Origin of the sequence: Ideonella aquatica (assembly GCF_018069755.1) — a bacterium.
GTDB classification, from domain to species: domain Bacteria; phylum Pseudomonadota; class Gammaproteobacteria; order Burkholderiales; family Burkholderiaceae_C; genus Ideonella; species Ideonella aquatica.
Genome location: NZ_JAGQDE010000012.1, coordinates 1 through 22809, shown reverse-complemented (window position 1 = coordinate 22809; position 22809 = coordinate 1). Strand labels below are relative to the sequence as shown.

The following is a 22809-nucleotide window of genomic DNA, read 5'->3' as shown; positions in this document are numbered from 1 at the left end:
CGGTCAGTCGGGCACGTACAGGCGGTTGCGCTGCTGGGTGATGAGGTCGCCCGGAGCCGGCGAGTCGGCGATCGGCGGCACGTTGGCGGCCGTCAGCGCCGGAGCGGCGCCGCTGACGCCACCCCGGGGCACGGTGCGCACCACCTGGCTGGGCGGCAGCGCAGCGCCGTCCTTCAGGTGCGCCCACATCGCATCCATCGCGCGGTTGAAGTAGACGTGCAGTGGAATGAAGCGGGTGTCGTAGCCCATCAGCGCGCCGAAGGCGATGAAGCCGTCGAAGTGCTGGGCGTTGGTGACCTCGACCAGCCGGATGTTGTCGGCGTCGTCCTTGATTCGGCTGACAACGTAGTAGGCGCGTGCGGTGTGGTTGACCGGCAGCAGGGCATCATTGCGCCCGGCCACGATCAGCGTGGGCTTGCCCTTCAGGCGACCCAGGGGCCGCACGCTGTCGACGCCGGCCCGCACGCGGTACGACTGCAGGGCCAGATCCCCTTGCAGCGGCGCACCGGTGACAGCATCCACGCCCAGAGCCAGCGAGCGCAGGCACAGCGCGCCGTCGAGCGCGAAGTCGAACTGGCTGGTGGACGGCGAGATGGCCACGAAGTCCAGCTTGGCGCCCCCCACCGAGGGGTTGTAGACGATGTTGACCCCGCTGGTCGGCGGCACGCCGTTGCCGCTGGCAAACAGGCCGGCCTGTACCACCGGCACCTGGGCCGTCGGACTGCCGTTGGCGTCAGTGTTGGCCATGCTGAAGCCGCAGACGTTGTCCAGCACACTGAAGCCACCCGCCGCATTGACGTAGGTGACGGCGATCGAGTTGGTGGCGAAACGGAAGTGCGACTGCTGCAGGAAGTTGCTCTCGGGCTGCCAGCCATAGGCCAGCATGCGCGCCAGCGCGTCGTTCGCCTGCTCGGCCAGCGTGGCGCCGGTCAGCAAGCCCTTGCTGGCCAGGGCTGCGCAGCGGTTCTGCGCAATCGTCGTGAAGGCTGCGGGCCAGAAGGCCGCGTTGAGCGACAGCCCGGCCTGGTCCGACAGCAGCGCGCAAGGCTGGTAGACGTTGGCGAAGGTGAAGTAGTCGACCAGCGGACGGCCGACGGTCTGGATCCTGCGGTCGCCCTGCTGGATCTTCACCCGGTGCGAGCCCTGCGGGCTGGCATTGGGCTCGCTCACCGCCACGCCGTCGATCAGGCCGTCTCGGTCCTGCTCGGCCGCCGCCAGCGCGGCACCGCCGCCATTGGACACGCTGGAGGCGATGACCAGGGTCTGCTCGGGCGTGATCGTGGCGAGGTGATGCTTGGGCCGATTGGGGTCGGGCGCACCAAAGCGTTCATTGATGGCCCAGAAGGCCAGCCGGATCGCGTCCAGCGTGTGGCGGCCCCAGTCCTTTTCGGGGTTGCGCTGCGAATGCGCGTGCTTGTAGGCCACGCGGTTGGGCGTGGCGGCATTGAACGCAGCGCGCTGCTCCTCGGTCAGCTGGGCCTGGAAGATCGCTTCGGTGCCGGCGGTGGCGGCGTTGAGCAGCGTGCCGTCGCGGGCCATCACCGCACCGCTCATCAGGTCGTGCAGACCGTTGCCGGTGCCCTTGTCGGTGTAGGCCACCGCGCAGCCGCGCTTCAGCCCCCACTCACCGGCGGTGGCGATCGCGCCATAGACGCCGCGCGAGCCCGACGAGGTGGCGCTGACGATGCACGGCGCCGCCGGGTTGAAGCTGTCGGGCAATTGCACCATCAGCGTCACGTTGCGCTGGCCGCTGCCGTCGTCGGACCAGGCGATGTATTCGCGGCCAGGCACCTTGCCCTCGCCCAGCGTGTCCTGGCCATTGACATCGATGTTGGGGCCGTAGAACACGCCCATCCCGCCAGCAGCGGTGTAGTCGACCAGCGCGCGGTAGTTGACGTAGATGGCGTTGCGACGCAGCTCGGCCGCGGTGGGCGCGGCCGGGTTGACATAGGCGGGCGTGCCGCCCATCAGACCGGTCTTGCCCAGGCCGGCGGTCAGCAGGTCGTTGCTGACGCCGTCGTAGACGGTTTCGATCACCGGCCCGCGCACCGCGCCAGGCAGGCGGTTGGGTTGGAGCTCACTGGACTTCGCGGCCTCGGCCAGCGCCGGGCCCATCAGGGCCACCAGGGTGGCTGCGGCCAGGGGCCGCCAGGTCGGTCGATGTGTGTTCACGGCTGTCTCCTCGTGGTGTCGACGGGATGTCATCGAAACCGGTCCACCTGGTCAATGGCCGGCTGGGGAAGGCCCGGGAGTTGACCGGGCCCGCAAACGCCCCACCAGGCCGGTGGGGAAGTGGTACACGCACAGCACGAAGCCCAGGCCCAGCCAGAGCAGCCAGCGGTCGGGCGAGACCAGCGCGCCCAGTACCGGCACCTCAGCCAGCCAGCCGCCTTCGCCGCCCATCCAGCGCAAACCTTCTTGCAGGTAGTTCTGCGCGAAAACGAAGAGCACCGAGCCCAGCACCGCGCCGTACATCGTGCCCATGCCGCCGATCACCACGATCAGCAGCACGTCGAGCATGATCTCGAAGCTCAGCGTGGTGTCCGGACCGGTGTAGCGCAGCCACAGCGCCAGCAGCGCGCCGGCCAGCGTGGCCACCAGCGCCGACAACAGGGTCGAGCCGGTGCGGTAGACCGCGCTGCGGTAGCCGATCGCCTCGGCCCGGAAGTCGTTCTCGCGGATCGCCTGCAGCACGCGGCCGAAGGGCGAATTGACCGCCCGCAACAGCGCCAGGAAGACCATCAGCACCACCGTGAAGATCAGGTAGTAGGTGAACACCTGGCCATCGATCACGCGGCCCAGCACCGGGGCCACGAAGGGTTCGAAGGCCGGCGTCAGCACCTCGGGCACCGAGAAGCTCAGGCCGTCCTCGCCGCCGGTGACATCGCTCAGCTGCGAGGCCAGACCCTGGAAGGCCGCCGCCACCGCCAGCGTGATCATGGCGAAGAAGATGGCCTTGACGCGCAGGCTGAACAGGCCGATCAGCAGCCCCAGCACCAGCGACAAGCCCAGCGCGCCCGCCACGCCGATCAGCAGTGCGCCGAAGCCGGTGCCGTCCTCGCCGCCCAGGCGGGTGGCGCCGATCGCCACGCCGTAGGCACCGATGCCGAAGAACATGGTGTGGGCGAAGCTGACGATGCCGGTGTAGCCCAGCAGCAGGTCGTAGCTGGCCACGAGCAGGATGAAGACCAGCATCTTGGCCGCCACGCCCAGCGCCTTGGCGCCCGGGAACAGGAAGGGCGCGCAGGCCAGACCCAGCACGGTGGCCAGCAGCAGCACGGCCAGCAGGCGGCTGCGCGGCGGATCGGCACTCAGCAGGCGATCGATCAGCATGGTCTCAGCGCCCTCCCACCGGGTACAGGCCCTGCGGCCGCCACAGCAGCACGGCCATCATCAGCGCGATGTTGGAAAACAGCGCCGCCTTGGGCGCCACAAAGCCCAGGTAATTGGCCACCAGGCCCACCAGCAGCGCGCCGACAAAGCTGCCCAGCGTGCTGCCCAGGCCGCCGATGATGATGACGATGAAGATCAGCGTGTTGACCTGCGCACCGATCTGCGGCACCACGCTCTGCTGGTACAGGCCCCACAGCACGCCGCCCAGACCGGCCAGCGCCGAGCCGGCGACGAACACGCCGAGGAACAGGTGGCGCACGCGGTAGCCCAGGGCCTCGACCATCTCGCGGTCCTGCACGCCGGCGCGGATCAGCAGGCCCAGCTTGGTGCGCCCCAGCACCCAGGCCAGCAGTACGAACACCGCCAGCCCGATCACCACCGCCAGCAGCCGGTAGCGCTCGACCGCGGCGTCACCCAGCAGGAGGGCGCCGCGCAAGGCTTCAGGCAGCGGCAGCGGGATCTGTGCCGGGCCCCAGATCACCTTGATCAACTCCTCGCCGATGATCATGCCGCCCATCGTGATCAGAATCTGCTTGAGGTGCTGGCCGTAGACGGGCCGCACGATCACCCGCTCGAAGGCCAGGCCGATCGCACCGGCCACGGCCATCGCCACCACCATGGCCGCGCCCACCGCCACCAGGTTGGCGCCCAGCGAGGCCGAGCCGGTCCAGTCGGCCATGCCACCCATCACGCTGGTGGCCACGAAGGCGCCCACCGCAATGAACACGCCGTGGCCGAAGTTCAGCACGTCCATCAGGCCGAAGACCAGCGTCAGGCCCGAGGCGATGATGAAGACGATCAGCCCCATCGCCAGCCCGGCGACGGTGAGCGTCAGCCAGGTGCTGCCGCTGCCCACCAGCGGCCAGCCGATGGCCATCACCGCGGCCAGCAGCCACAGCGGGCGGGCATCGAACTGCGCCTTGGGGATGGCGGCGCCGTCGGCCGGATGGCTCGTCATGCGTGCGCTCCGAGTGAGAGGCCCAGCAGGCGCTGTTGCAGCTCGGCGTCGGCGGCCAGCTCGGCCATGCCGCCGGTGTGCACCACGCGGCCGTCGTCCATCACCGCGACCTGGTCGCCCAGCGCGCGGGCCATCATCACGTTCTGCTCGACCAGCAGGATGGTGGTGCGCTCGCGCTTCAACTCGGCCAGGCACTGCACCAGGTTCTGCACGATGGCCGGCGCCAGGCCCTTGCTGGGCTCGTCGATCAGCAGCAGCGCGCGCGGCTCGATGATGGCGCGGGCCACCGCCAGCATCTGCTTCTGGCCGCCGCTGAGCTTGCCGGCCGGGTAGAGCCAGAACTTGTGCAACGCCGGGAAGAAACCAAAGATCCAGTCGAGACGGGCCCGGTCAAGCTGCTCCTCGCGGCGCGCGGCGCGGGCGGCCAGCAGCATGTTCTCGCGCACCGTCAGGTCGCTGAAGATGCCCATGCTCTCAGGCACGTAGGCGATGCCGGCGCGGGCGATGTCGGGCGTGGTGGCGCTGGCGTCCGGGCCGCCGATCGCCTGGCCCCGAAAGCGCACGCTGCCGGCGCTGGCCGCCCACAGGCCCATGATGGTGCGCAGCGTGGTGGTCTTGCCGGCGCCATTGCGGCCCAGCAGCATGGTCACCTCGCCCGCGGGCACCGCCAGGTCCACACCATGCAGGATGTGGTACGCGCCGATGTGGGTGTGCACCCCCTGCAGTTCCAGCACGGCCGTCATGCCGCCTCCTGCGTCGCCGCGGTGCCCAGGTAGGCCTGCTGCACCACGTCGGAGGCGATCACCGCGGCCGGCTCGCCATCGGCCACCAGCGCGCCCTGGTGCAGCACGACGATGCGGTCGGCCAGCTCGCGCACCACGTCCATCTTGTGCTCGACCAGCAGGATCACGCGGTCGCGCCGCGCCTTCAGCGCGCGGATCAGGTCCAGCACCACCGGCGCCTCGTCCAGGCTCATGCCGGCCGTGGGTTCGTCGAACATGTAGACGCGCGGGTCCAGCGCCATCAGCAGCGCCACCTCGAGCTTGCGCTGGTCGCCGTGCGACAGGCTGGCGGCCAGCGCGTCGCGGCGATCGAACAGGCGCACCGTGGTCAGCAGCTCGCGGGTTTCTTCCAGCCAGTCGCGGCGGTCGCGCCAGACCTGCCAGAGGTTCATGCCGCCGCCGTGGCGGGCCTGCACCGCCAGGCGCACGTTCTCCTGCACGCTCAGGCCCGGAAACAGCTGGGTCAGCTGGAAGGCGCGGCCCAGGCCGCGGCGGGTGCGCTGCGGCGCCGACAGGCCGCTGATGTCCATGTCGTCGAGCAGGACCTGGCCTTCGCTGGCCGGCAGTTGGCCGCTGATCAGGTTGAAGTAGGTGGTCTTGCCGGCGCCGTTGGGGCCGACGATGGCGGTCAGCGTGCCGGGCGCGAAGGCGCAGCTGACGTGGTCCACCGCCACATGGCCGCCGAAGCGGATGGTCAGGCCGCGGGTTTCCAGCATCAGTCGCAGCTCCCGCGGCGGAACTGGCCGGCAGGCCATTCGCGCAGCGTGGTGGTCTGCCACCACCAGCCCAGGTTTTCGCCGCTGCCGATGGCGCGCACGCCACCAAAACCATCGGTGCTGGCGCGGTCGGCCCAGTAATGGGTCCAGTTGCTGGCGGTGGTGCAGGCCGCCACCGGCGCATCGGCCGGCGCGCCCTGCAGCCGGCGCACCATGGCCATCACCGCGCGCACCTGCGGGCCCTGGCGGGTGGCGTAACGGGCGTCGTCATGGCCCCACCAGTCCCAGCAACCACGCGGGTTGTTGGGTGAACTGGGATCGGTCTGCGGGTACAGCACCACCAGCCGGTTGCTGGCGGCCCAGCGGTTGAAGCCGGCGTGGTCGACAAAGTCGCTGCCGATCGCGCCCACCGATTGGCGGCAGCCGTGCAGCGCCACATGCAGGCCGCAGGGTCGCTCGCGGCTGCAATCGGCCGGCACAAAGATGCGGCCCTCGGCGGCCAGGCCATGGCCGGTGACGAAGGCGCGCTGGTCGAAGGCCTGGGCGGCCGGCGTGCCGTCCACCCGCGGCCGTGGCAGGCGCGCCTGGCCGCCTGCCACCAGATGGCCCAGCAGCTCGCCGGCCAGGTCGACATCGCAGTCGTTCATGAAGTTGGCCGAGTCGGCCGCGCAGGTCGGGCCGAAATCCTCGGTGACGAAGCTGTGGCCGGCCGCGACATCGCGGCGCTCGCGCAGGCGATCGGCAGGCACGAAAGCGCGGTAGAAGGCGCGCAGGTCGTCCATCACACCCGGGCGAACGGTCTCGTCGCGCGTGCCGCCAAACAGGTAGACGCGGCCCGCGCCCACCTGTGCGGTGGGCGCCAGCTCACCCCGCTGCGCCGCGCTGCGCGCGCGCTGTACCAGCGTGTCCACGGGGATCGGCTGCTCGTGCGCCATGCAGCGGCCCAGCGCCTTGGCCACCTCGCCCTCGGCGCAGCCCAGTGGGCCGCCGGCCACCACGCCCACGCCCTGCGTGAAGGTCTGGGCATGGGCAAAGTGCAGCTGCACCGCCATGTAGCCGCCCGAGGAGATGCCCGACACCGACGCCCCCAGCGCCGGATCGACGATGCCCGCGGGCAGCGGCGGCAGCGCGGCGCCGGCGATCGGCGCCACGCCGGCCAGCAGCCAGGCAGCAAGGCGAGGGATCACCGGCAACTCAGCGCTTGTTGCGGATGGGCACGTCCATCTCGGACGCCTTGATCTCGCGCACCAGCTCGGGCACGCCCCAGGCAAAGGCCGGGTCCACCTTGATCTTGAAGTGGTACATGCTCTGCATGGCCTGGTGGTCTTCCTTGCGGAAGGTCATCGTGCCCTTGGGGGTGTCGAAGCTCATGCCCTCCATGGTGCTGATCAGCTTGGGCGTGGCGGTGTCGCCGTTGGTCTTCTTCAGCGCGGTGACCACCGCCATCGCGGCGCTGAAGCCACCGGCGGTGAAGAAGTCGGGCGGCTGCTTGAACTGCTTGTAGTGCTGCGCCACCATCGCCTCGTTGACCGGATTCTTCGGGATGCCGAAGTAGTAGTAGCTGGCGCCTTCCATGCCGGGGAAGTTCTTGTAGGCCGCCATGGCCGGCAGGATGTTGCCGCCGGTGGCGATCTCAATGCCGTGGCGCTTGAGGTCCAGGTCGGCGATCTTGAACGGGTTGCCGGCACCCGCCCAGATGATGAAGATCAGCTTACGCCCGGGCTGGTCCTTGAGCTTGTCGATCAGGCGCTGCGCACCAGCGGTGAAGTCGGTGGTGTTGGTGGGCAGGTATTCCTCATGCACCACCTTGGCGGTCTTGATCGCGTCCTTGAAGGCCTTGACGCCGTCGCGGCCGAAGGCGTAGTCCTGGGCCAGCGTGGCGATCACGGTGCCGGGCTTGTCCAGCGCCACCGCGTTGCTGATCGCATCCTGGCTGCTGTTGCGGCCGGTGCGGAAGATGTACTTGTTCCACTTGTCGCCGGTGATCGAGTCGGCCACCGCGGGCTCGACCAGCAGGATCTTCTTGTACTCGGCGGCCACCGGCAGCATCGCCAGCGCCACGCCCGACGAGGTCGGGCCCACCGCGATGTCGGCCTTGTCGTCGCCATAGGCGGCGGCCAGCAGGCTCTTGCCCAGGTCGGGCTTGCCCTGGTCGTCCTTTTCGATCAGCACCAGGGTCTTGCCGGCCACCTGCATCGTGCCGTTGGTGGCGTACTCCAGGCCCATCTTGAAGCCCAGCGCGGTCTGCTTGCCGTAGGCCTCGAGCGGGCCGGTCTTGCTGTGGATGTGGGCGATGCGGATCTCGCCGGCCGCGGCAGCGGGCAAGGCAGTGGCGCCCAGCGCGATCAGCGCGGCGGCGGCCAGGGTGAGGCGACGCAGGGTCATCGTGTCTCCAGTGTCCGAAAGAGATGGAGACAGGATTGCAACGCCCGTGCCCGCCGGGCACAGGACAAACCCGGGTCAGGCGCGCAGCAGACCGACCACAGCGCCGATCAACAGCGTCAGCGTCGGGCCGATGCTCAGTGCGAAGCCGGCGCTGCGGCTGGCCGGGTTGCGCACATAGCTCAGGGCATAGACGCCGCGGCCCACCAGGTAGACCAGGCCCCCGATGACGGCAGCGGTGGGCGACCAGAACGAGCCGGCCAGCCACAGCGCCGGCAACAGCATCACCAGCATCTCCAGCGTGTTCATCTGCACGCGGTAGTGGCGCTCGAAGACCTCGTGGCCGGTGACGGCCGGCGCCGCCACACGGTAGCGGCCACGTGCCCAGCCGACGATGCTGCTGAAGACGAAGTACTGCAGCAGCGCCGCGATGGCAACCAGGTGAACGGCGGTCATGGTCATGAAGGGCTCCGGGTGGGGGGAAGGTTCAGGTGGGCGAGTTTCTCGTACAGCGTGGCGCGGGCAATGCCCAGGCGCCGCGCCGCGGCCAGCTTGTTGCCGCCGGTGGCCTGCAGGGCCTCGGTGATCAGACGCTGCTCCAGCGCCGCCACCGCAGCCGGGAGGGTCAGGCCCTCGGGCGCCGTGTCCGGACGCCGGACAGTGGGCAGCGGTCGTGATTCGTCGATCGCCAGCAGCGGGCGCAGGTGGCGCGCGCCCAGCAGGCGCTCGTCGCTGACCAGGCTGGCCTGCTCGAGCAGATTGCGCAGCTCGCGGATGTTGCCCGGCCAGTCATGGCGGGCCAGCCAGTCGAGCGCGTCGGCGGCCAGGCTGCGCGGCGGCAAGCCGTCGCGGCGGGCAATGTCGTCCAGCAGGTGCTCGGCCAGCGCGTCCAGGTCGTCCAGGCGCTCGCGCAGCGCCGGCACGCGGATCGGCAGCACATGCAGGCGGTAATACAGGTCAGCGCGGAACTGGCCGGCGGCCACCATCGCCGGCAGGTCGCGGCTGGTGGCGGCGATCACGCGCACATCCAGCGGCACCACGGTGTTGCTGCCCAGCGGTTCCACCTCCTGCTCCTGCAGCACGCGCAGCAGCTTGGCCTGCAGCGGCAGCGGCATGTCACCGATCTCGTCGAGGAACAAGGTGCCGCCCTCGGCCAGCTGGAACTTGCCGGGCCGGCCCTTGCGCTCGGCGCCGGTGTACGCGCCAGGCGCGACGCCAAAGAACTCAGCCTCCAGCAGCGTGTCCGGCACGGCGGCGATGTTGACGCCCACAAAGGGCCGCGCGACGCGCGGGCCAGCGTTGTGGATCGCCTGGGCCAGCAGTTCCTTGCCGGTGCCGGTCTCACCCAGCAGCAGCACGGTGGCATCGCTGGCGGCGGCGCGGCGCGCCAGGCGCTTGAGCTCGAGCACCGCCGGGCTGGCGCCCACATAGCTGGCGATGGTGTGCTTGGCACGGCGTCGGCGGCCCTGTTCGGCGGCCAGTTGGCGGCGCGCGTCGGCCAACTCCTCGGTGAGCCGGCTGAACTTGGTCATCAGCGGCTGCATGGTGGTTTCAGGGTGGTCCAGCAGCACCAGACCCAGCGCGCCGATCACCTGGCCCAGCTCGTCGCGCAGCGGCAGGCGGCTGACCAGGAAGGTGCCGGCCTTGTTGGTCAGCAGGTCCAGCAGGAGCGGCTGGCCGGTGTCGATCACCTGGGCCAGCAGGGTGTTGGGCACCACGTCCTCGACCCGCTTGCCGACGAACTGGTCTTCGCGCTCGAAGCCCAGCGCCGGCAGGAAGCGCTTGTAGCCCTCGCTGATCCAGACGATGCGGTGGCGCCGGTCCACCACCAGCATGCCCTGGGCGGCCTGGGCCAGGGTGTCAAACATCGTGCGCGCGGCCAGCTCCAGTACCGCTTCGGCGGAGCGCGGCAGGTGACTGGCGGGCAGGCTCATCGAGCCAGTGTATCGATTTCAGACACCTCGTGTTTGATATCCAGTCACCCCCGGCTCGGGGAAACGCCTCGGCAAGCCGCACCCGGGCTGCCGTTAGGATCCAGACCAGAACCACACGACAGGAGACTCCATGCCCCCGATCGACACCGATCGCCGTGCCCTGCTGGCGGCAGCCGCCGGCTCGACCCTGCTGGCCGGCCTGCCGGGCACTGCCCGTGCCCAGGGCAGCTGGCCCGCCCGGCCGGTGACCATCGTCGTGCCCTTCCCGGCCGGTGGCGGCACCGACGCCTTCGCCAGGCCGCTGACCGCCCACCTGAGCCACAAGCTGGGCAAGCAGTTCATCATCGACAACAAGGGCGGCGCCGGTGGCACGCTGGGCGCCACGCTGGCGTCCAAGGCCACCCCCGACGGCTACACCTTCTTCATGGGCGCGGTGCACCATGCGATCGCCCCGGCCATGTACCCGAAGCTGGAGTACGACCTGGAGCGCGATTTCGTGCCCGTGGGCCTGATCTCCAGCGTTCCGCAGGTCATCGTGGTCAATCCGCAGAAGGTCACGGCCCGCGATCTGCCCGGTCTGCTGGACTACCTGCGTCGCAACCCTGGCCGGTTGAACTACGGCTCGGCCGGCAATGGCACGTCGCACCATCTGGCGGGCGAGCTGTTCAAGCTGCAGACCAAGACCTTCATCACCCATATCCCCTACCGCGGCGCCGGCCCGGCGCTGCAGGACCTGATGGCGGGCCAGGTCGACCTGATGTTCGACGGCCTGGGCAGCTCGGCGGCGCACATCAAGTCGGGCCGCATCAAGGCCCTGGCAGTGGCTTCGGCACAGCGCGCGCCGGGCTTCCCGGACATTCCCACCGCGGCCGAAGGCTCGGTGCCCACCTACCAGGTCGCCACCTGGTACGGCCTGTGGGCGCCCAAGGGCACGCCGCGCGAGATCGTCGAGCAGATGCAGTCCGAGCTGAAGAAAGCCCTGGGCTCCGACGAGCTGAAAGCCACCTGGACTGGCCTGGGCAGCACCCTGCCCACGCTGTGGGGCGACGATTTCGGCAAGTTCGTGAATGACGAGATCAAGCGCTGGGGCTCGGTGGTCAAGCTCTCGGGGGCCAAACTCGACTGATACTTGCCGGCATGACCGGACATGTTCGACTTGACGCGGCCGATGCCCACGGCATCGCCCGCCTGACGATTGCCCACCCCGGCAAGCTCAACGCGCTGGACACCACCATGTGGCGCGAACTGCGCGCCCACGCCGAGGCGCTGCAGGCCAGCGCGGCGCGCGCGGTGATCGTGCAGGGCGAGGGCGGCACTTTCGTCGCCGGTGGCGACATCGAGGAATTCCCCGCCTTCCGCTTCCAGGCCGACACGCTGGCGCATTTCCACGAGGAGATCGTCGCGCCCGCGCTGTGGGCCCTGCTGGCGTTGGAGGTGCCGCTGGTGGCGCAGATCGACGGCGCCTGCATCGGCGGCGGTCTGGAGATCGCCTGCTGCTGCGACCTGCGCATCGCTGGCCAGGGCAGCCGCTTCGGCGTGCCGATCGCCAAGCTGGGCTTTCCGATGGCGCCGGCCGAGATCGAGATCGTCGCCCGCGTGGTGGGTGAGACCGTGCTGCGCGAGCTGCTGCTGGAAGCCCGCGTGCTGGGTGCCGACGAGGCCTTGCGCCGCGGCCTGCTCACCCGCGTGGTGCCGGATGCCGAGGTGGCCGCCGAGGCCCTGGCCAGCGCGCGCCAGATCGCCCGCCTGTCGCCGCAGGCGATGCGCCTGAACAAGCGCGCGCTGCGCCAGTTCGCCCACCGCGAGCAGGCCAGCCACCGCGCCGAGCGCGAACCCCATTACGCCTACGCCCCGTCTGACGAACACCGCGAGGGGCTGGCGGCTTTCAACGAGAAGCGCCCGGCGGTCTTCCGCTGACGGACCAGGACAACGACCCATGCTCAACCACAACCTCTTCGTCACGCTGCGCCAGCACTTCCCGGCCGATCTGGACGCCTGCGCGATCGAGACCGCCGACGGCCCCGGCGCACCGCTGTACTACAGCTGGCGCGACCTGGACCGCGCCAGTGCCCGCATCGCCAACCTGCTGGAGTCGCTGGACCTGCCGCCGGCCAGCCGTGTGGCGGTGCAAACCGAGAAAAGCGTCGAAGCGCTGATCCTGTACCTGGCGGTGCTGCGCGCCGGCCATGTCTACCTGCCGCTCAACACCGCCTACCAGGCGGCCGAGATCGAGTACTTCATCGGCAACGCCGAGCCGGCGGTGTTCGTCACCACGCAGAAGAACTTCACCTGGGTCAGCCGCATCGCCTTTGCGGCCGGCACCACCCATGTCTTCACGCTGAACGAGGACCGCACGGGCACGCTGCTCGATCGCGCCGCCTTCCAGGCCGACGAGCACACGCCCGCCTTCAAGGAGAGTGACGAGCTGGCGGCCATCCTCTACACCAGCGGCACCACCGGCCGCAGCAAGGGGGCGATGCTGTCGCACCGCAACCTGGCCAGCAATGCCCAGGTGCTCAAGCACTACTGGCGCTGGCAAGCGGGCGACGTGCTGATCCATGCGCTGCCGATCTTCCATGTGCACGGCCTGTTCGTCGCCTCGCACGGTGCATTGCTCAACGGCAGCAAGATGATCTGGTTGGCGAAGTACGACCCCAAGGCGGTGCTGGCGCGCCTGCCCGAGGCAACCGTCTTCATGGGCGTGCCCACGCTGTATGTGCGCCTGCTGGCCGAGAACGGTCTGGACCGCGCGGCCTGCCGGAACATGCGCCTGTTCATCAGCGGCTCGGCGCCGCTGCTGATCGAGACCTTCACCGACTGGCAGCAGCGCACCGGCCACACCATCCTCGAGCGCTACGGCATGAGCGAGACCATCATGCTGACCTCCAACCCTTGCGACCCGGCCGATGGCGAGCGCCGTGGCGGCACCGTGGGCTTCCCGCTGCCGGGCGTGGGCCTGCGCATCCGCGACGATGCCGGCCAGGACCTGCCGGCCGGAGAGATCGGCGGCATCCAGGTGCATGGTCCCAACGTCTTCGCCGGCTATTGGCGCATGCCCGAGAAGACGAAGGAAGAGTTCACCGACGACGGCTGGTTCAAGACCGGCGACGTCGGCCAGCGCGATGCGGATGGCTACGTGACCATCGTCGGCCGCAGCAAGGACCTGATCATCACCGGCGGTTACAACGTTTACCCGGCCGAGGTCGAGGGCTTCATCAACGACATGCCCGGCGTGGCCGAGAGCGCGGTGATCGGTGTGCCGCACCCCGACTTCGGCGAGGGCGTGGTGGCGGTGGTGGTGCCCAAAGCAGGCATGAGCCTGGATGGTGTCGCCATCGTCGCCGAACTGAAGTCGAAGATCGCCAACTTCAAGGTGCCCAAGCAGGTCTTCGTGGTGCCCGAGCTGCCGCGCAACACCATGGGCAAGGTGCAGAAGAACCTGCTGCGCGAGCAGCACCGCGGGCTGTTCGCCTGAGCCGCTCCTAGGGGCTGGCGCGGCGCAGGCCGCGTCGTAGCATCGCGCACTTCCCATCAAGGAGACTGCCGATGTCGCGCCAAACCCTGACCGCGATCGCCGCGCTGCTGCTGCCCCTGCTGGCCGGCGCCCACCCGATTTCCGCCGACAGCCGCGCGCAGTGGCAGTCCGAGGCCGATGCAGAGCGCGCCACCGCCCGCTACTACCGCGTCAGCTTCGCCGACAGCGCCACTGCACGCAAGGCCATGATCAGCCTGCACGAGGCGGTGGTCGACGGCCACTGGAAGCAGGCCGTGCTGGTGATGCAGCTCGACGACGAGGAACTGGCCAAGCTGCGCCCGCATGCGCGCCGCATCGAACCGGCGGACGACTTCGCCGCGCTGCGCCAGCGCCAGCTCGACGCGCTGTCGCGCCAGGCCAGCCCGCGCATCCTGGGCACAAGCGCCGCGCAGGAGGTGGGCACCGAGTCCATCCCCGGCTACAGCTGCTACGAGACCGTCGAGGAGACCCAGACCGCCGCCCAGGCCCTGGTCACCGCCCGACCCACGCTGGCCAGCTACATCGCGATCGGCTCAAGCTGGGAGAAGGCCAATGGCCTGGGTGGCTATGACCTCAAGGTGCTGAAGCTGACCAATTCGGCCATCGGCGGCGACAAGCCCAAGCTGTTCGTCAACTCGGCCATCCATGCCCGCGAGTACGTCACCGCGCCCACTGCGCTGGCGCTGGCGCAGCAGCTGGTCAACGGCCACGGCACCGACCCCGAGGCCACCTGGATCCTCGACCACCATGAGGTCCACCTGCTGCTGCACACCAACCCCGACGGTCGCAAGAAGGCCGAGACCGGGCTGCTGTGGCGCAAGAACACCAACCGCAACTACTGCGGTGTCAACAGCAACAACCGCGGCGCCGACCTGAACCGCAATTTCACGTTCAACTGGAACATCACCAACGGTCAGGGGTCCAGCAGCAATGCCTGCGCTGAGACCTACCGTGGCCCGTCGGCCGGCTCCGAGCCCGAGACCCAGGCCATGCAGGCCTATGTGCGCTCGTTGTGGCCCGACCGCCGCGGGACCGCTGTGGGCGATGCCGCACCGCGCGACACCAGCGGCATCCACATCGACATCCACAGCTACGGTCAATTGGTGTTGTGGCCCTGGGGCTCGACGGCCACCAGGACCGGCAATGCCGACGACCTGCAGACCCTGGGTCGGCGCTTCGCCTACCTCAATGGGCATTTCCCCGACCAGTCGATCGGCCTGTACCCCACCGACGGCACCACCGACGGCGTCAGCTACGGCGAGCTGGGCGTGGCGGCCTACACCTTCGAGATGGGCAACAACTTCTTCCAGAGCTGCGCCAGCTACCCGGCCATCAAGGCGGGCAACCTGGCCGCGCTGATGTACGCCGCCAAGGTGGTGCGCGCGCCCTACATCCTGCCCTCCGGCCCGGATGCGCTGTCGCTGAGCCTGAGCGCCAACAACGTGACACCGGGCACGCCGGTCACGCTGCGCGCGAAGATCGACGCCAAGCGGCTCAGCACCGCCAACGGCAAGCAGGCCATGCCCAAGATCGCCTCGGCCAAGGCCTACGTCGACGTGCCGCCCTGGGCGCCAGGTGCCACCGCACTGCCCATGGCCGCCACCGATGGTGCCTTTGACGGCAAGACCGAGAACGTCAACGTCAGCCTGCCGACCGGCGCTCTGACGCCGGGCCGCCACCTGGTGTGGGTTGAAGGCACCAACGTCAAGGGCGATACCGGCCCGGTGACTGCGATCTTCCTGGACATCCAGTGAGGCCTGGGCGGCCCGGCGCCGCCCGTGCACAAATCGGCACGGGCGTCGGCCCGCCCCGACGCTGGCCGCCGCCTGCGTGACAGGCTGCCCGCGCCGCCCCGTCTGGGTGGCGCGGGCGGGCACGCGGCTGCCTAGAGTGCGGCTGTCCATTGCTGCCGTCTGCCTGCCGAATGCCGCGTCTTCGCCCTGCCCTGTCCGCGCTCAGCGCCTGCCTGCTGCTGACCGCCTGCCAGTCCACGCCACCGGCCGCACCGGCCCCAGCGCCCGACACGCCCTATCGCGGCGCGGTGCTGGCCGTCGACCAGACCGAGCGCGGCGTGCAGATCGTGCTGCCCGGCAGCGTGCTGTTCGAGTCGGGCCAAGCCAGCTTCCAGGCCGCCGAAGCCGCTCCCTTCCTGGACCGCGTGGCGCAGCTGCTGCTCACCAAGACCGACAAGCGGGTGGCCGTGGAAGGCCACACCGACACCGATGGCAGCGCCCCCCTCAACGAGCAGCTCTCGCTGGCGCGTGCGCGCGCCGTGGCCGACGCGCTGAGCAGCCGTGGCGTGCCCGCCGCGCGCCTGGACACCGCAGGTTTCTCTTTCCGCCGGCCGGTGGCGTCGAACAGCACCGAGGACGGCAAGCGCCTGAACCGCCGCGTGGAGCTGGTGGTGCTGGGCGAACAGCTCGCCACACTCACCGCCAACGAGCCTGCGGGCGCCTTCGAGTCGGCCTGGGCGCGCTTGCGCGGCCTGATCGAGCAGGGCCGCGTGCAGGCGGCAGACGCCGCCGCGCCGCGATGAGCCCGTCGCGACGCGCGCTGCTGGGCGCGGGCGCGCTGGCGCTGGCGCTGCCGGCAAGCGCTCAGCCGCGGCCCCGGCTGGCCCTGGCCCTGGGGGGCGGCTCGGCGCGCGGCTTGGCCCACATCGGCGTGGCGCGCGCGCTGGAGCAGGCGGGCATCGCCGCCGATCTGGTCGTCGGCACCAGCGCCGGTGCGCTGGTCGGCGCCTTCCTGGCCGCCGGCTGGAGCGCAGCGCAAATGGAGGCCTTCGCCCTGCAGGTGCGCGAGGCCGATGTGGCGGATTTCGCCAGCGCCGGCCGGCGCGGCATGCTGGCCGGCGAAGCGCTGGCGCGCATCGTTGCCGAGCGCCTGCGCGGCGCCCAGATCGAGCAGCTGCGCACCCGCTTCGCCGCGGTCACCACCGACCTGCGCAGCGGCGAGCTGGTGCTGCTGCGCCAGGGGCCGGTGGCCGACGCCGTGCGCGCCTCGTGCAGCATCCCCGGGGTCTTCGTGCCGCCGATGGTGCAGGGGCGCGAGCTGGTCGACGGCGGCCTGGTCTCGCCGTTGCCGGTGCGCGCCGCGCGCCAACTGGGCGCCGAGCTGGTGCTGGCGGTGGACGTGGCGGCGCGCCCGCGGCGCCAGGAGCTCAGCGGCCTCTACGAGGTGATCCTGCAGTCCTTCGAGATCATGGGCCGGGCACTGGCCGACCAGGAAGCGCTGCAGGCCGACCTGGTGGTTCGCCCGGACACCGCCCAGTTCGCCAGCAGCGACTTCGGCGCCCGCCGCGAGATGATCCAGGCCGGCTACGAGGCGGCCCAGCCGCTGATCCCGGTGCTGCGCAAGCGCCTGGACAGCGGCGTGGCACGCCCGCGCCGCGGCTGAGGCCGCTGCGCCACAGGCGCTGGCGGGCGGCCCAGGCTGGGCCTACCATGGTGTGGTGGCCACGCTGCGCCTGCCCCGCTCCTCAACCCGCCGCCCCGCGCGCTGGCGGTCGGCCGTGGGCCGGGCGGTGGCGATCGTTCTGTTCAGCGCCAGCCTCAGCACCGCACTGCAGGCCGCAGGCCATCCGCTGCTGGAGGGCTGCGCCGATCCCCTCACCCCCGACTGCGCCGAACGCCTGGAACACCGCGCGCTGCAAGCCCATGCCGAGCTGGCCCGCCGCGAATCGGGCCAGCTCCAGCTGAGTCCGCCGATCGAGGTGGCACGCTCGCCGGGCACCCGCTGGCTGGGCCCGCTGGGCGACAGCGGCCTGCAGCTGCTGGTCGAGTTTGCGCCGGCTCAGCCCCCGGCCTACCGACTGGCCGGCGAGGGCGCGCCACCGCTGACCCTGCCCGGCCCCGCCTGGCCTGCGCCTGGCGGTCGGCTCTTGATCAGCACCGGCACGCTGGCCGAGGGTCAGCCGGTGGTGGTGCTGCTGGGACGGGTGGAATCACGCTGGCGCGTGCTGCTGCGGCAGGAGGCTTCGCCGGGCGGCCGCCTGGCCTTCGTGGGCTGGCGCGCTGACGGCGCCGCAGCCCGTCTGCAATGGAGCTGCCGCGGCACACCGGCGTTGGCGCTGCAGCTGCGCGACGGGCCTTACGGCTGGGACTGGGTGCCGCCGCTGCCGTCGCGCTGCGCGCGCTGAGCCGGCCGGCCGCGAGGCGCGCTCACTCCTCGTCTTCGTCGTCGTCCGTGCCATTGGCCCCCGGGGCGCGGCCGGGTTGCGCCACGCGCCCGGGCTCGGCCGGCTGACCCATCGGTCGGATGGCCGCGCCGGGCTGGACCACGCCACCGGGCTGCAGCACGGCGCCCGGCTGCCCCGGCATGGGCCGCGGCTGGAAGCCGCCGGCCACCGCCGGCGCGCTGCTGCGCACCGGCTCGGGCAGGCGCAATTCGGTGTCGGCCGGGCCGCCGCGCGGCCCCAGCGACGCCGTGCGCCGCCCCACGGCCAGCAGCACCAGGTCCTCGGTGACCGCGGCGCCGGTGCGGAAGGCCTTGGCCGGCTGACCGCCCACCGAGATCAGTGCCACGCCCTGCGGCGAATGCTCGGCACCGCGCGGCGCCACCACGCCCAGCAGTTGCATGGAGTCGTCGCCGGAAACCTCGTCTTCTTCCTCGTCAGCCGCCGCCACCGCGCTGCTGCCCAGCAGGCGGTGCAGATCGCCGCCACCGGGCAGGCCGCGCACCGGCGCCTGGGCGTGCGCGGGCAGGGCCGGTCCGCCGGCGCCCAGCTTCAATCCCCAGAACGTGGCGGCCAGGGCCACCAGCGCCCAGACGGCAAGGCTTAACAATCGCGTCCGCATCCGACGATTATCATCCAGCGATCCCGCAGCACGAGCCCTCCGCCCATGAAGCACCCCCTGTTCAACGCCCGCCGCCTGGTCCAGCGCGGTTTCACCCTGATCGAGCTGATGGTGGTGCTGGTCATCATCGGTGTGCTCGCCGCGCTGGTGGTGCCCAACATCCTCGACCGCGCCGATGACGCCCGTGTCACCGCGGCACGCACCGACGTCGGCAACCTCATGCAGGCGCTCAAGCTGTACAAGCTTGACAACCAGCGCTACCCCACCGCCGAGCAGGGCCTGGAGGCCCTGGTGGCGCGGCCCACCGCCGGCCCGGCGCCGGCCAACTGGAAGAAGTACGTCGAGAAGTTGCCGGCCGATCCCTGGGGCCGCCCCTACCAGTACGCCAACCCCGGCGTGAAGGGCGAGATCGATGTCTTCACGCTGGGCGCCGACGGCCAGCCCGGCGGCGAAGGCAAGGACGCCGATATTGGCTCCTGGCAGTAAGCCGCCCCGGCTGCAGCGCCGCAGCACCAGCGGCTTCACGCTGCTGGAGCTGATGATCGTCGTCGCGCTGATCGCGGTGGCCACGGGCGTGGCGGTGCTGGCGCTGCGCGACGCCAATGCCAGCCGCCTCGAGGAAGAGGCGGCCCGCCTGTCGGCGCTGTTCGAGGCCGCCCGCGCCCGCTCGCGCGCCACCGGGCAGCCGGTGAACTGGCTGCCGGTGCGCGAGGAAGGCGACGGCTTTGCGTTCACCGGCCTGGGCGAGCGCGCCGGCCTGCCCACCCAGTGGCTGGATGCGCGCACCCGCGCCGAGGTGATCGGCGCGCCGCTGCTGCGCCTGGGTCCCGAGCCGGTGATCGGCGCGCAGCGTGTGGCACTGCGCCTGGAGGACCGGCAGGTGGTGCTGGCCACCGACGGCCTGGCACCCTTCGCCGTGCTCGAGAGCGGCGCCCTGGCGGCGCGCTGAGGCCATGCGCAGTCGCGGCTTCACGCTGGTTGAGGTGCTGGTGGCGGTGGCCATCGTCGCCATCGCGCTGGCCGCTGGCAGCCGCGCCGGGGGTGCCCTGCTCGACAACTCGCAGCGCCTGGGCGACGTGATGATGGCGCAGTGGTGCGCCGAGAACCGCCTGTCGACGATGCGCCTGACCAAGCTGTTCCCCGACGTCGGCCAGGTCGACGACGAGTGCACGCTGATGGGCCGGCGCTTCCAGCTCAAGCAGCAGGTGCGGGCCTCGTTCAACCCGAGTTTTCGCATCGTCGACCTGGGCGTGGCCGACGACCAGGGCCAGCCGCTGGTGCGGCTGTCAGTGATCATCCCGAGGTACTGACGTGGCACCGTCCAGCTCATCGCGCGGATTCACGCTGGTCGAGGTGCTGGTGGCGCTGTTCGTCATGGCGGTGCTGGCCGGGATGGCCTGGCAGGGCATCGACGCGCTGGCGCGCAGCCGCGAGGGCGCGCAGCAGGCCAGTGCGCAGGTGCTGCGTCTGAGCAATGTGCTGGCCCAGTGGGAGCAGGACCTGAACCAGATCCAGGACAGCGCCGCGGCGCCCTCGCTGCGCTTTGACGGCGCCGCGCTGCGCCTGACGCGCCGCACGCCCGAGGGCCTGCAGTTCGTGGTCTGGACGCTGCAGGACCGCCAGCTGTGGCGCTGGGCCTCGCCGCCGGTGACGCGGGTGCGCGACATGCAGGACTGGTGGATCCGCGGCCAGCAGTGGAGCGCGATCAGCGGCGACGCGCTGCGCATGCTGGGCGATGTCGACAGTTGGCAGGTCTACTACTGGCGCCTGACCGACAACAACTGGTCCAACGCCCAATCCACCGGTGACACCGCGCCGGTGCCGCCCGTCAAGCAGGGCGACAACGACCCGCCGCCCGACTTCGACCGCGAACTGCTGCCCCGCGGCGTGCGCCTGCTGCTGCAGATGCCGCCCGGCCCGCTCACCCGCGACATCGTGCTGCGTCCATGACACGTGCCCTCCTGCGCTCCACCCAGCGCGGCGCCGCGCTGCTGCTGGCCATGCTGATCGTCACGCTGGTGGCCACGCTGACCGCCGGCATGGTCTGGCAACAGTGGCAGGCCATCGAGGTCGAGGGCGCCGAGCGCGCGCGCAGCCAGGCCAGCTGGCTGGTGCAGGGCGCCGTCGACTGGGCGCGGCTGATCCTGCGCACCGACCTGCAGGACACCAAGCACCGCAACATCGACTCGCTCGACGAGGTCTGGGCCACACCGCTGCAGGACGTGCGCCTGTCCGAGTTCCTGGCGGCCGACCGCAACAACAGCGCAGACAGCAGCGGCCTGGACGCCTTCCTGACCGGCCGCATCACCGACGCCCAGTCGCGCTACAACCTGCGCAACCTGGTGCAGGACGAAAAAGAGGACGCCGACCTGCAGCTGCAGCTGATGCAGCGCCTGTGCGACACCCTGGGCCTGCCGCGCGAGGTGGCCACGCGCATCGCCGACGGCATGAACGGTGCCTCGCTGGCCGAGGACCAGATCGACGATTCCGAGCGCGTCGCCCCCGGCTCGCCGCTGACGCCGATGCGCATGGAGCAACTGGCCTGGCTGGGCCTGGACAGTGAGACCATCCGCCGGCTGGAGCCCTTTGTCGCGATCTTGCCCGCGTCCAGCAGGATCAACCTCAACACCGCCCCGCCCGAGGTGCTGATGGCCGCCGTCGAGGGCCTGGACCGCGCCACCGCCGAGCGCCTGCTGCGGGCCCGCCTGAGCGGCGGCTTCGCCTCCCTGGCCGACGCCAAGAAGCTGCTGCCTGAGCGCATGCAACTCTCCGACAAGCTGCTGGGCGTCAACTCGCAGTACTTCGAGGTGCTGGGCGAGCTGCGCTATGACAGCTTCGTGCTGCGCGAACGCAGCCTGGTGATGCGGCGCGGCCAGGATGTGGTCGTGATGCGCCGCGAGACCCTCCCCCCAGAATCATGACCGTCCCCCGTGCGAGCGATGCCACCCACCGGGGCGACACCATAATGCGGTACAAAGCTGGTCAGGGTGCGGCCCGGGGCTGCGCTCCGACGTACCCTGCGCCTCGCGGCCCCGAATTCCCTCCATGTCCATTCTGATCGTCCTCTTGCCGGCCCCGCCCCGGCTGTCCGTGCAGGCCCCTGCGTCGGCGCCCACCGACGGCGCCGACCCCGAGTGGGACTGGGTGCTGGCCAGCGATGCCCGGCAGCTCACCCGCCAGGGACGCGATCCCGTGGCCCGGCTGCCGCGTGCCGGCAGTGTGGTGGCGGTGCTGCCGCCTGAAGCGCTGTCCTGGCACCGCCTGCCCATCCCCAAGGCCCCGGCGGCCCGCCTGCGCGCGGCGCTGGCCGGCCTGCTCGAAGAATCACTGCTCGAGGACGAGGCCGACCTGCACCTGGCGCTGGCGCCCGGCTGGAAGGCCGGTGAGCCCGGCTGGGTGGCGGTCACCCACCGCGGCTGGCTGCGCGGCCAGTTGGCGGCGCTGGAAACCGGCGGCGCCACCGTAGACCGCGTGGTGCCGGCCTGGGCGCCCAACGGCGAGCCGGCCGGCCACGCCTACGCCCCGGCCCAGCCGGGCGGCCAGACCCTGGCCTGGCGCGACCCCGACGGCCTGGCCTGCCTGCCGCTGCATGGCGGCGGCGCCCGTGCCTGGGTGGCCGGCCGCAGCGCCGGCGCCTCGGTGCGCTGGAGCGCCGCGGGCGACAGTGCCCAGCCGCTGGCCCACCTCGACGCCGAAACCGTGGCCGCCCGCTCGGCCACCGATCTGACCCTGGCCGCCGTCGCCTGGGACGGCAATCTGCGCCAGTTCGACCTGGCGCCCCAGCACCGCGGCAGCCGCCTGCTGCGCGATGGTTGGCGGCGTTTCCGCAGCGAGCGCGCCTGGCGTCCGGTGCGCTGGGGCCTGGTGGCCCTGGTCGCCGTGCAACTGCTGGGTCTGAACGCCTGGGCCTGGCAGCAGCGCCAGGCGCTGACCCGTCAGAAGGCCGCGATGGCCTCGCTGCTGCAGGGCAGCTTCCCGCATGTGCGCGCCGTGATCGATCCCGGCGTGCAGATGCAAAAGGAAATCGAGCTGCTGCGCGCCAGCGCCGGCCGCCCCGGCGAGACCGACCTGGAGCCGATGCTGCAGGCGGTGGACGCCGCCTGGCCGCCGTCGCGCGGCCCGGCCGACTCGATCAAGTTCGAACCCGGCAGCCTGACGCTGGCCAGCGCCGGCTGGACGCCGGCCGAGATCGACGGCCTGCGCAGCCGGCTGCAGCCCTTCGGCCTGGACGCCGAGGCCGCGCCGGGCCGCCTGGTCATCGGCCGCCTTGACCCGCGCCGCGCCCCGCCCGCCGCGGCCGCGCCGGCAGCGCGCCCGCCCGGCCCCGTCGGACC

General features: G+C 71.1%; 23 protein-coding genes. 13 read left to right on the top strand and 10 right to left on the bottom strand.

The window, feature by feature from the left end; all coding sequences use genetic code 11:
- Nucleotides 1–3: 3 nt before the first annotated feature.
- The 9 genes from KAK06_RS14070 to KAK06_RS14030 form a co-directional block, all read right to left on the bottom strand.
- Nucleotides 4–2205, bottom strand: a complete 2202-nt coding sequence (locus tag KAK06_RS14070; RefSeq protein WP_375140894.1) for a D-(-)-3-hydroxybutyrate oligomer hydrolase — start codon at nt 2203–2205, stop codon at nt 4–6.
- 18 nt (nt 2206–2223) lie between these two features.
- A complete protein-coding gene (locus KAK06_RS14065; RefSeq protein WP_210802882.1) occupies nt 2224–3330 on the bottom strand; it encodes a branched-chain amino acid ABC transporter permease in 1107 nt (368 codons plus the stop codon).
- Nucleotides 3331–3337: 7 nt separating this feature from the next.
- On the bottom strand, nt 3338–4351 hold the full coding sequence (locus KAK06_RS14060; RefSeq protein ID WP_210802754.1) for a branched-chain amino acid ABC transporter permease: 1014 nt from the start codon (nt 4349–4351) through the stop codon (nt 3338–3340).
- Nucleotides 4348–5094, bottom strand: a complete 747-nt coding sequence (locus KAK06_RS14055; protein ID WP_210802753.1) for an ABC transporter ATP-binding protein — start codon at nt 5092–5094, stop codon at nt 4348–4350. The genes KAK06_RS14060 and KAK06_RS14055 overlap by 4 nt, the downstream gene beginning before the upstream one ends.
- A complete protein-coding gene (locus KAK06_RS14050) occupies nt 5091–5849 on the bottom strand; it encodes an ABC transporter ATP-binding protein (protein ID WP_210802752.1) in 759 nt (252 codons plus the stop codon). The genes KAK06_RS14055 and KAK06_RS14050 overlap by 4 nt, the downstream gene beginning before the upstream one ends.
- Nucleotides 5849–7036 carry an extracellular catalytic domain type 2 short-chain-length polyhydroxyalkanoate depolymerase gene (locus KAK06_RS14045; protein ID WP_210802751.1) on the bottom strand — a complete coding sequence of 396 codons (1188 nt, stop codon included), beginning with the start codon at nt 7034–7036 and terminating at the stop codon, nt 5849–5851. The genes KAK06_RS14050 and KAK06_RS14045 overlap by 1 nt, the downstream gene beginning before the upstream one ends.
- A gap of 7 nt (nt 7037–7043) precedes the next feature.
- The gene (locus KAK06_RS14040; RefSeq protein ID WP_210802750.1) at nt 7044–8234 is read right to left on the bottom strand and encodes a substrate-binding domain-containing protein; all 1191 of its coding nucleotides are present in this window, start codon (nt 8232–8234) and stop codon (nt 7044–7046) included.
- A 75-nt stretch (nt 8235–8309) separates the two neighbouring features.
- Complete coding sequence (locus KAK06_RS14035) at nt 8310–8693, bottom strand: MAPEG family protein (protein WP_247652868.1); 384 nt, start codon at nt 8691–8693, stop codon at nt 8310–8312.
- On the bottom strand, nt 8690–10165 hold the full coding sequence (locus KAK06_RS14030; protein ID WP_210802749.1) for a sigma-54 interaction domain-containing protein: 1476 nt from the start codon (nt 10163–10165) through the stop codon (nt 8690–8692). Before KAK06_RS14030 ends, KAK06_RS14035 begins: the two co-directional genes overlap by 4 nt.
- Before the next feature lie 130 nt (nt 10166–10295).
- On the opposite strand from KAK06_RS14030, the gene KAK06_RS14025 reads away from it, so the two are divergent.
- The 7 genes from KAK06_RS14025 (at nt 10296) to KAK06_RS13995 (ending at nt 17817) form a co-directional block, all read left to right on the top strand.
- Entirely contained in the window at nt 10296–11291 is a 996-nt protein-coding gene (locus KAK06_RS14025; protein WP_210802748.1) for a Bug family tripartite tricarboxylate transporter substrate binding protein, read from the top strand.
- A gap of 11 nt (nt 11292–11302) precedes the next feature.
- Nucleotides 11303–12082 (top strand): enoyl-CoA hydratase/isomerase family protein, encoded by a 780-nt coding sequence (locus KAK06_RS14020; protein WP_210802747.1) that lies wholly within the window; start codon nt 11303–11305, stop codon nt 12080–12082.
- Nucleotides 12083–12101: 19 nt separating this feature from the next.
- Complete coding sequence (locus KAK06_RS14015; RefSeq protein ID WP_210802746.1) at nt 12102–13640, top strand: malonate--CoA ligase; 1539 nt, start codon at nt 12102–12104, stop codon at nt 13638–13640.
- 71 nt (nt 13641–13711) lie between these two features.
- On the top strand, nt 13712–15433 hold the full coding sequence (locus KAK06_RS14010; RefSeq protein ID WP_210802745.1) for a M14 family zinc carboxypeptidase: 1722 nt from the start codon (nt 13712–13714) through the stop codon (nt 15431–15433).
- Nucleotides 15434–15603: 170 nt separating this feature from the next.
- Nucleotides 15604–16215, top strand: a complete 612-nt coding sequence (locus KAK06_RS14005) for an OmpA family protein (RefSeq protein ID WP_210802744.1) — start codon at nt 15604–15606, stop codon at nt 16213–16215.
- Complete coding sequence (locus tag KAK06_RS14000; protein WP_210802743.1) at nt 16212–17075, top strand: patatin-like phospholipase family protein; 864 nt, start codon at nt 16212–16214, stop codon at nt 17073–17075. Before KAK06_RS14005 ends, KAK06_RS14000 begins: the two co-directional genes overlap by 4 nt.
- 55 nt (nt 17076–17130) lie before the next feature.
- On the top strand, nt 17131–17817 hold the full coding sequence (locus KAK06_RS13995; protein WP_210802742.1) for a hypothetical protein: 687 nt from the start codon (nt 17131–17133) through the stop codon (nt 17815–17817).
- A gap of 22 nt (nt 17818–17839) precedes the next feature.
- On the opposite strand, the gene KAK06_RS13990 is transcribed toward KAK06_RS13995, so the two are convergent.
- A complete protein-coding gene (locus KAK06_RS13990; protein ID WP_210802741.1) occupies nt 17840–18463 on the bottom strand; it encodes a hypothetical protein in 624 nt (207 codons plus the stop codon).
- A 57-nt stretch (nt 18464–18520) separates the two neighbouring features.
- Here KAK06_RS13990 and gspG point away from each other — a divergent pair, with 57 nt between their 5' ends.
- The 6 genes from gspG to gspL form a co-directional block, all read left to right on the top strand.
- The gene (gene gspG / locus KAK06_RS13985) at nt 18521–18961 is read left to right on the top strand and encodes a type II secretion system major pseudopilin GspG (RefSeq protein ID WP_210802740.1); all 441 of its coding nucleotides are present in this window, start codon (nt 18521–18523) and stop codon (nt 18959–18961) included.
- The gene (locus KAK06_RS13980) at nt 18945–19424 is read left to right on the top strand and encodes a pilus assembly FimT family protein (RefSeq protein ID WP_247652867.1); all 480 of its coding nucleotides are present in this window, start codon (nt 18945–18947) and stop codon (nt 19422–19424) included. Before gspG ends, KAK06_RS13980 begins: the two co-directional genes overlap by 17 nt.
- A 4-nt stretch (nt 19425–19428) precedes the next feature.
- Nucleotides 19429–19785: a type II secretion system minor pseudopilin GspI gene (gene gspI, locus KAK06_RS13975; RefSeq protein ID WP_210802738.1), complete on the top strand. Its 357-nt coding sequence runs from the start codon at nt 19429–19431 to the stop codon at nt 19783–19785.
- Between the two features lies 1 nt (nt 19786).
- A complete protein-coding gene (locus KAK06_RS13970; RefSeq protein WP_210802737.1) occupies nt 19787–20425 on the top strand; it encodes a PulJ/GspJ family protein in 639 nt (212 codons plus the stop codon).
- Nucleotides 20422–21396: a type II secretion system minor pseudopilin GspK gene (gene gspK / locus KAK06_RS13965; protein ID WP_210802736.1), complete on the top strand. Its 975-nt coding sequence runs from the start codon at nt 20422–20424 to the stop codon at nt 21394–21396. The genes KAK06_RS13970 and gspK overlap by 4 nt, the downstream gene beginning before the upstream one ends.
- A 124-nt stretch (nt 21397–21520) precedes the next feature.
- Nucleotides 21521–22809 (top strand): type II secretion system protein GspL (gspL, locus tag KAK06_RS13960; protein WP_210802735.1); only part of this gene is annotated, 1289 nt, incomplete at its 3' end.

Excerpts from the sequence above, each read along its gene's own strand:
- KAK06_RS14040 (WP_210802750.1), bottom strand. The coding sequence starts at position 8,234 with ATGACCCTGCGTCGCCTCACCCTGGCCGCCGCCGCGCTGATCGCGCTG.
- KAK06_RS14035 (WP_247652868.1), bottom strand. The coding sequence starts at position 8,693 with ATGACCATGACCGCCGTTCACCTGGTTGCCATCGCGGCGCTGCTGCAG.
- KAK06_RS14000 (WP_210802743.1), top strand. The coding sequence starts at position 16,212 with ATGAGCCCGTCGCGACGCGCGCTGCTGGGCGCGGGCGCGCTGGCGCTG.
- KAK06_RS14050 (WP_210802752.1), bottom strand. The coding sequence starts at position 5,849 with ATGCTGGAAACCCGCGGCCTGACCATCCGCTTCGGCGGCCATGTGGCG.
- KAK06_RS14020 (WP_210802747.1), top strand. The coding sequence starts at position 11,303 with ATGACCGGACATGTTCGACTTGACGCGGCCGATGCCCACGGCATCGCC.
- KAK06_RS14060 (WP_210802754.1), bottom strand. The coding sequence starts at position 4,351 with ATGACGAGCCATCCGGCCGACGGCGCCGCCATCCCCAAGGCGCAGTTC.
- KAK06_RS14030 (WP_210802749.1), bottom strand. The coding sequence starts at position 10,165 with ATGAGCCTGCCCGCCAGTCACCTGCCGCGCTCCGCCGAAGCGGTACTG.
- KAK06_RS14025 (WP_210802748.1), top strand. The coding sequence starts at position 10,296 with ATGCCCCCGATCGACACCGATCGCCGTGCCCTGCTGGCGGCAGCCGCC.
- gspK (WP_210802736.1), top strand. The coding sequence starts at position 20,422 with ATGACACGTGCCCTCCTGCGCTCCACCCAGCGCGGCGCCGCGCTGCTG.
- gspI (WP_210802738.1), top strand. The coding sequence starts at position 19,429 with ATGCGCAGTCGCGGCTTCACGCTGGTTGAGGTGCTGGTGGCGGTGGCC.
- KAK06_RS14070 (WP_375140894.1), bottom strand. The coding sequence starts at position 2,205 with ATGACATCCCGTCGACACCACGAGGAGACAGCCGTGAACACACATCGA.
- KAK06_RS14015 (WP_210802746.1), top strand. The coding sequence starts at position 12,102 with ATGCTCAACCACAACCTCTTCGTCACGCTGCGCCAGCACTTCCCGGCC.
- gspG (WP_210802740.1), top strand. The coding sequence starts at position 18,521 with ATGAAGCACCCCCTGTTCAACGCCCGCCGCCTGGTCCAGCGCGGTTTC.
- KAK06_RS14010 (WP_210802745.1), top strand. The coding sequence starts at position 13,712 with ATGTCGCGCCAAACCCTGACCGCGATCGCCGCGCTGCTGCTGCCCCTG.
- KAK06_RS14055 (WP_210802753.1), bottom strand. The coding sequence starts at position 5,094 with ATGACGGCCGTGCTGGAACTGCAGGGGGTGCACACCCACATCGGCGCG.
- KAK06_RS14005 (WP_210802744.1), top strand. The coding sequence starts at position 15,604 with ATGCCGCGTCTTCGCCCTGCCCTGTCCGCGCTCAGCGCCTGCCTGCTG.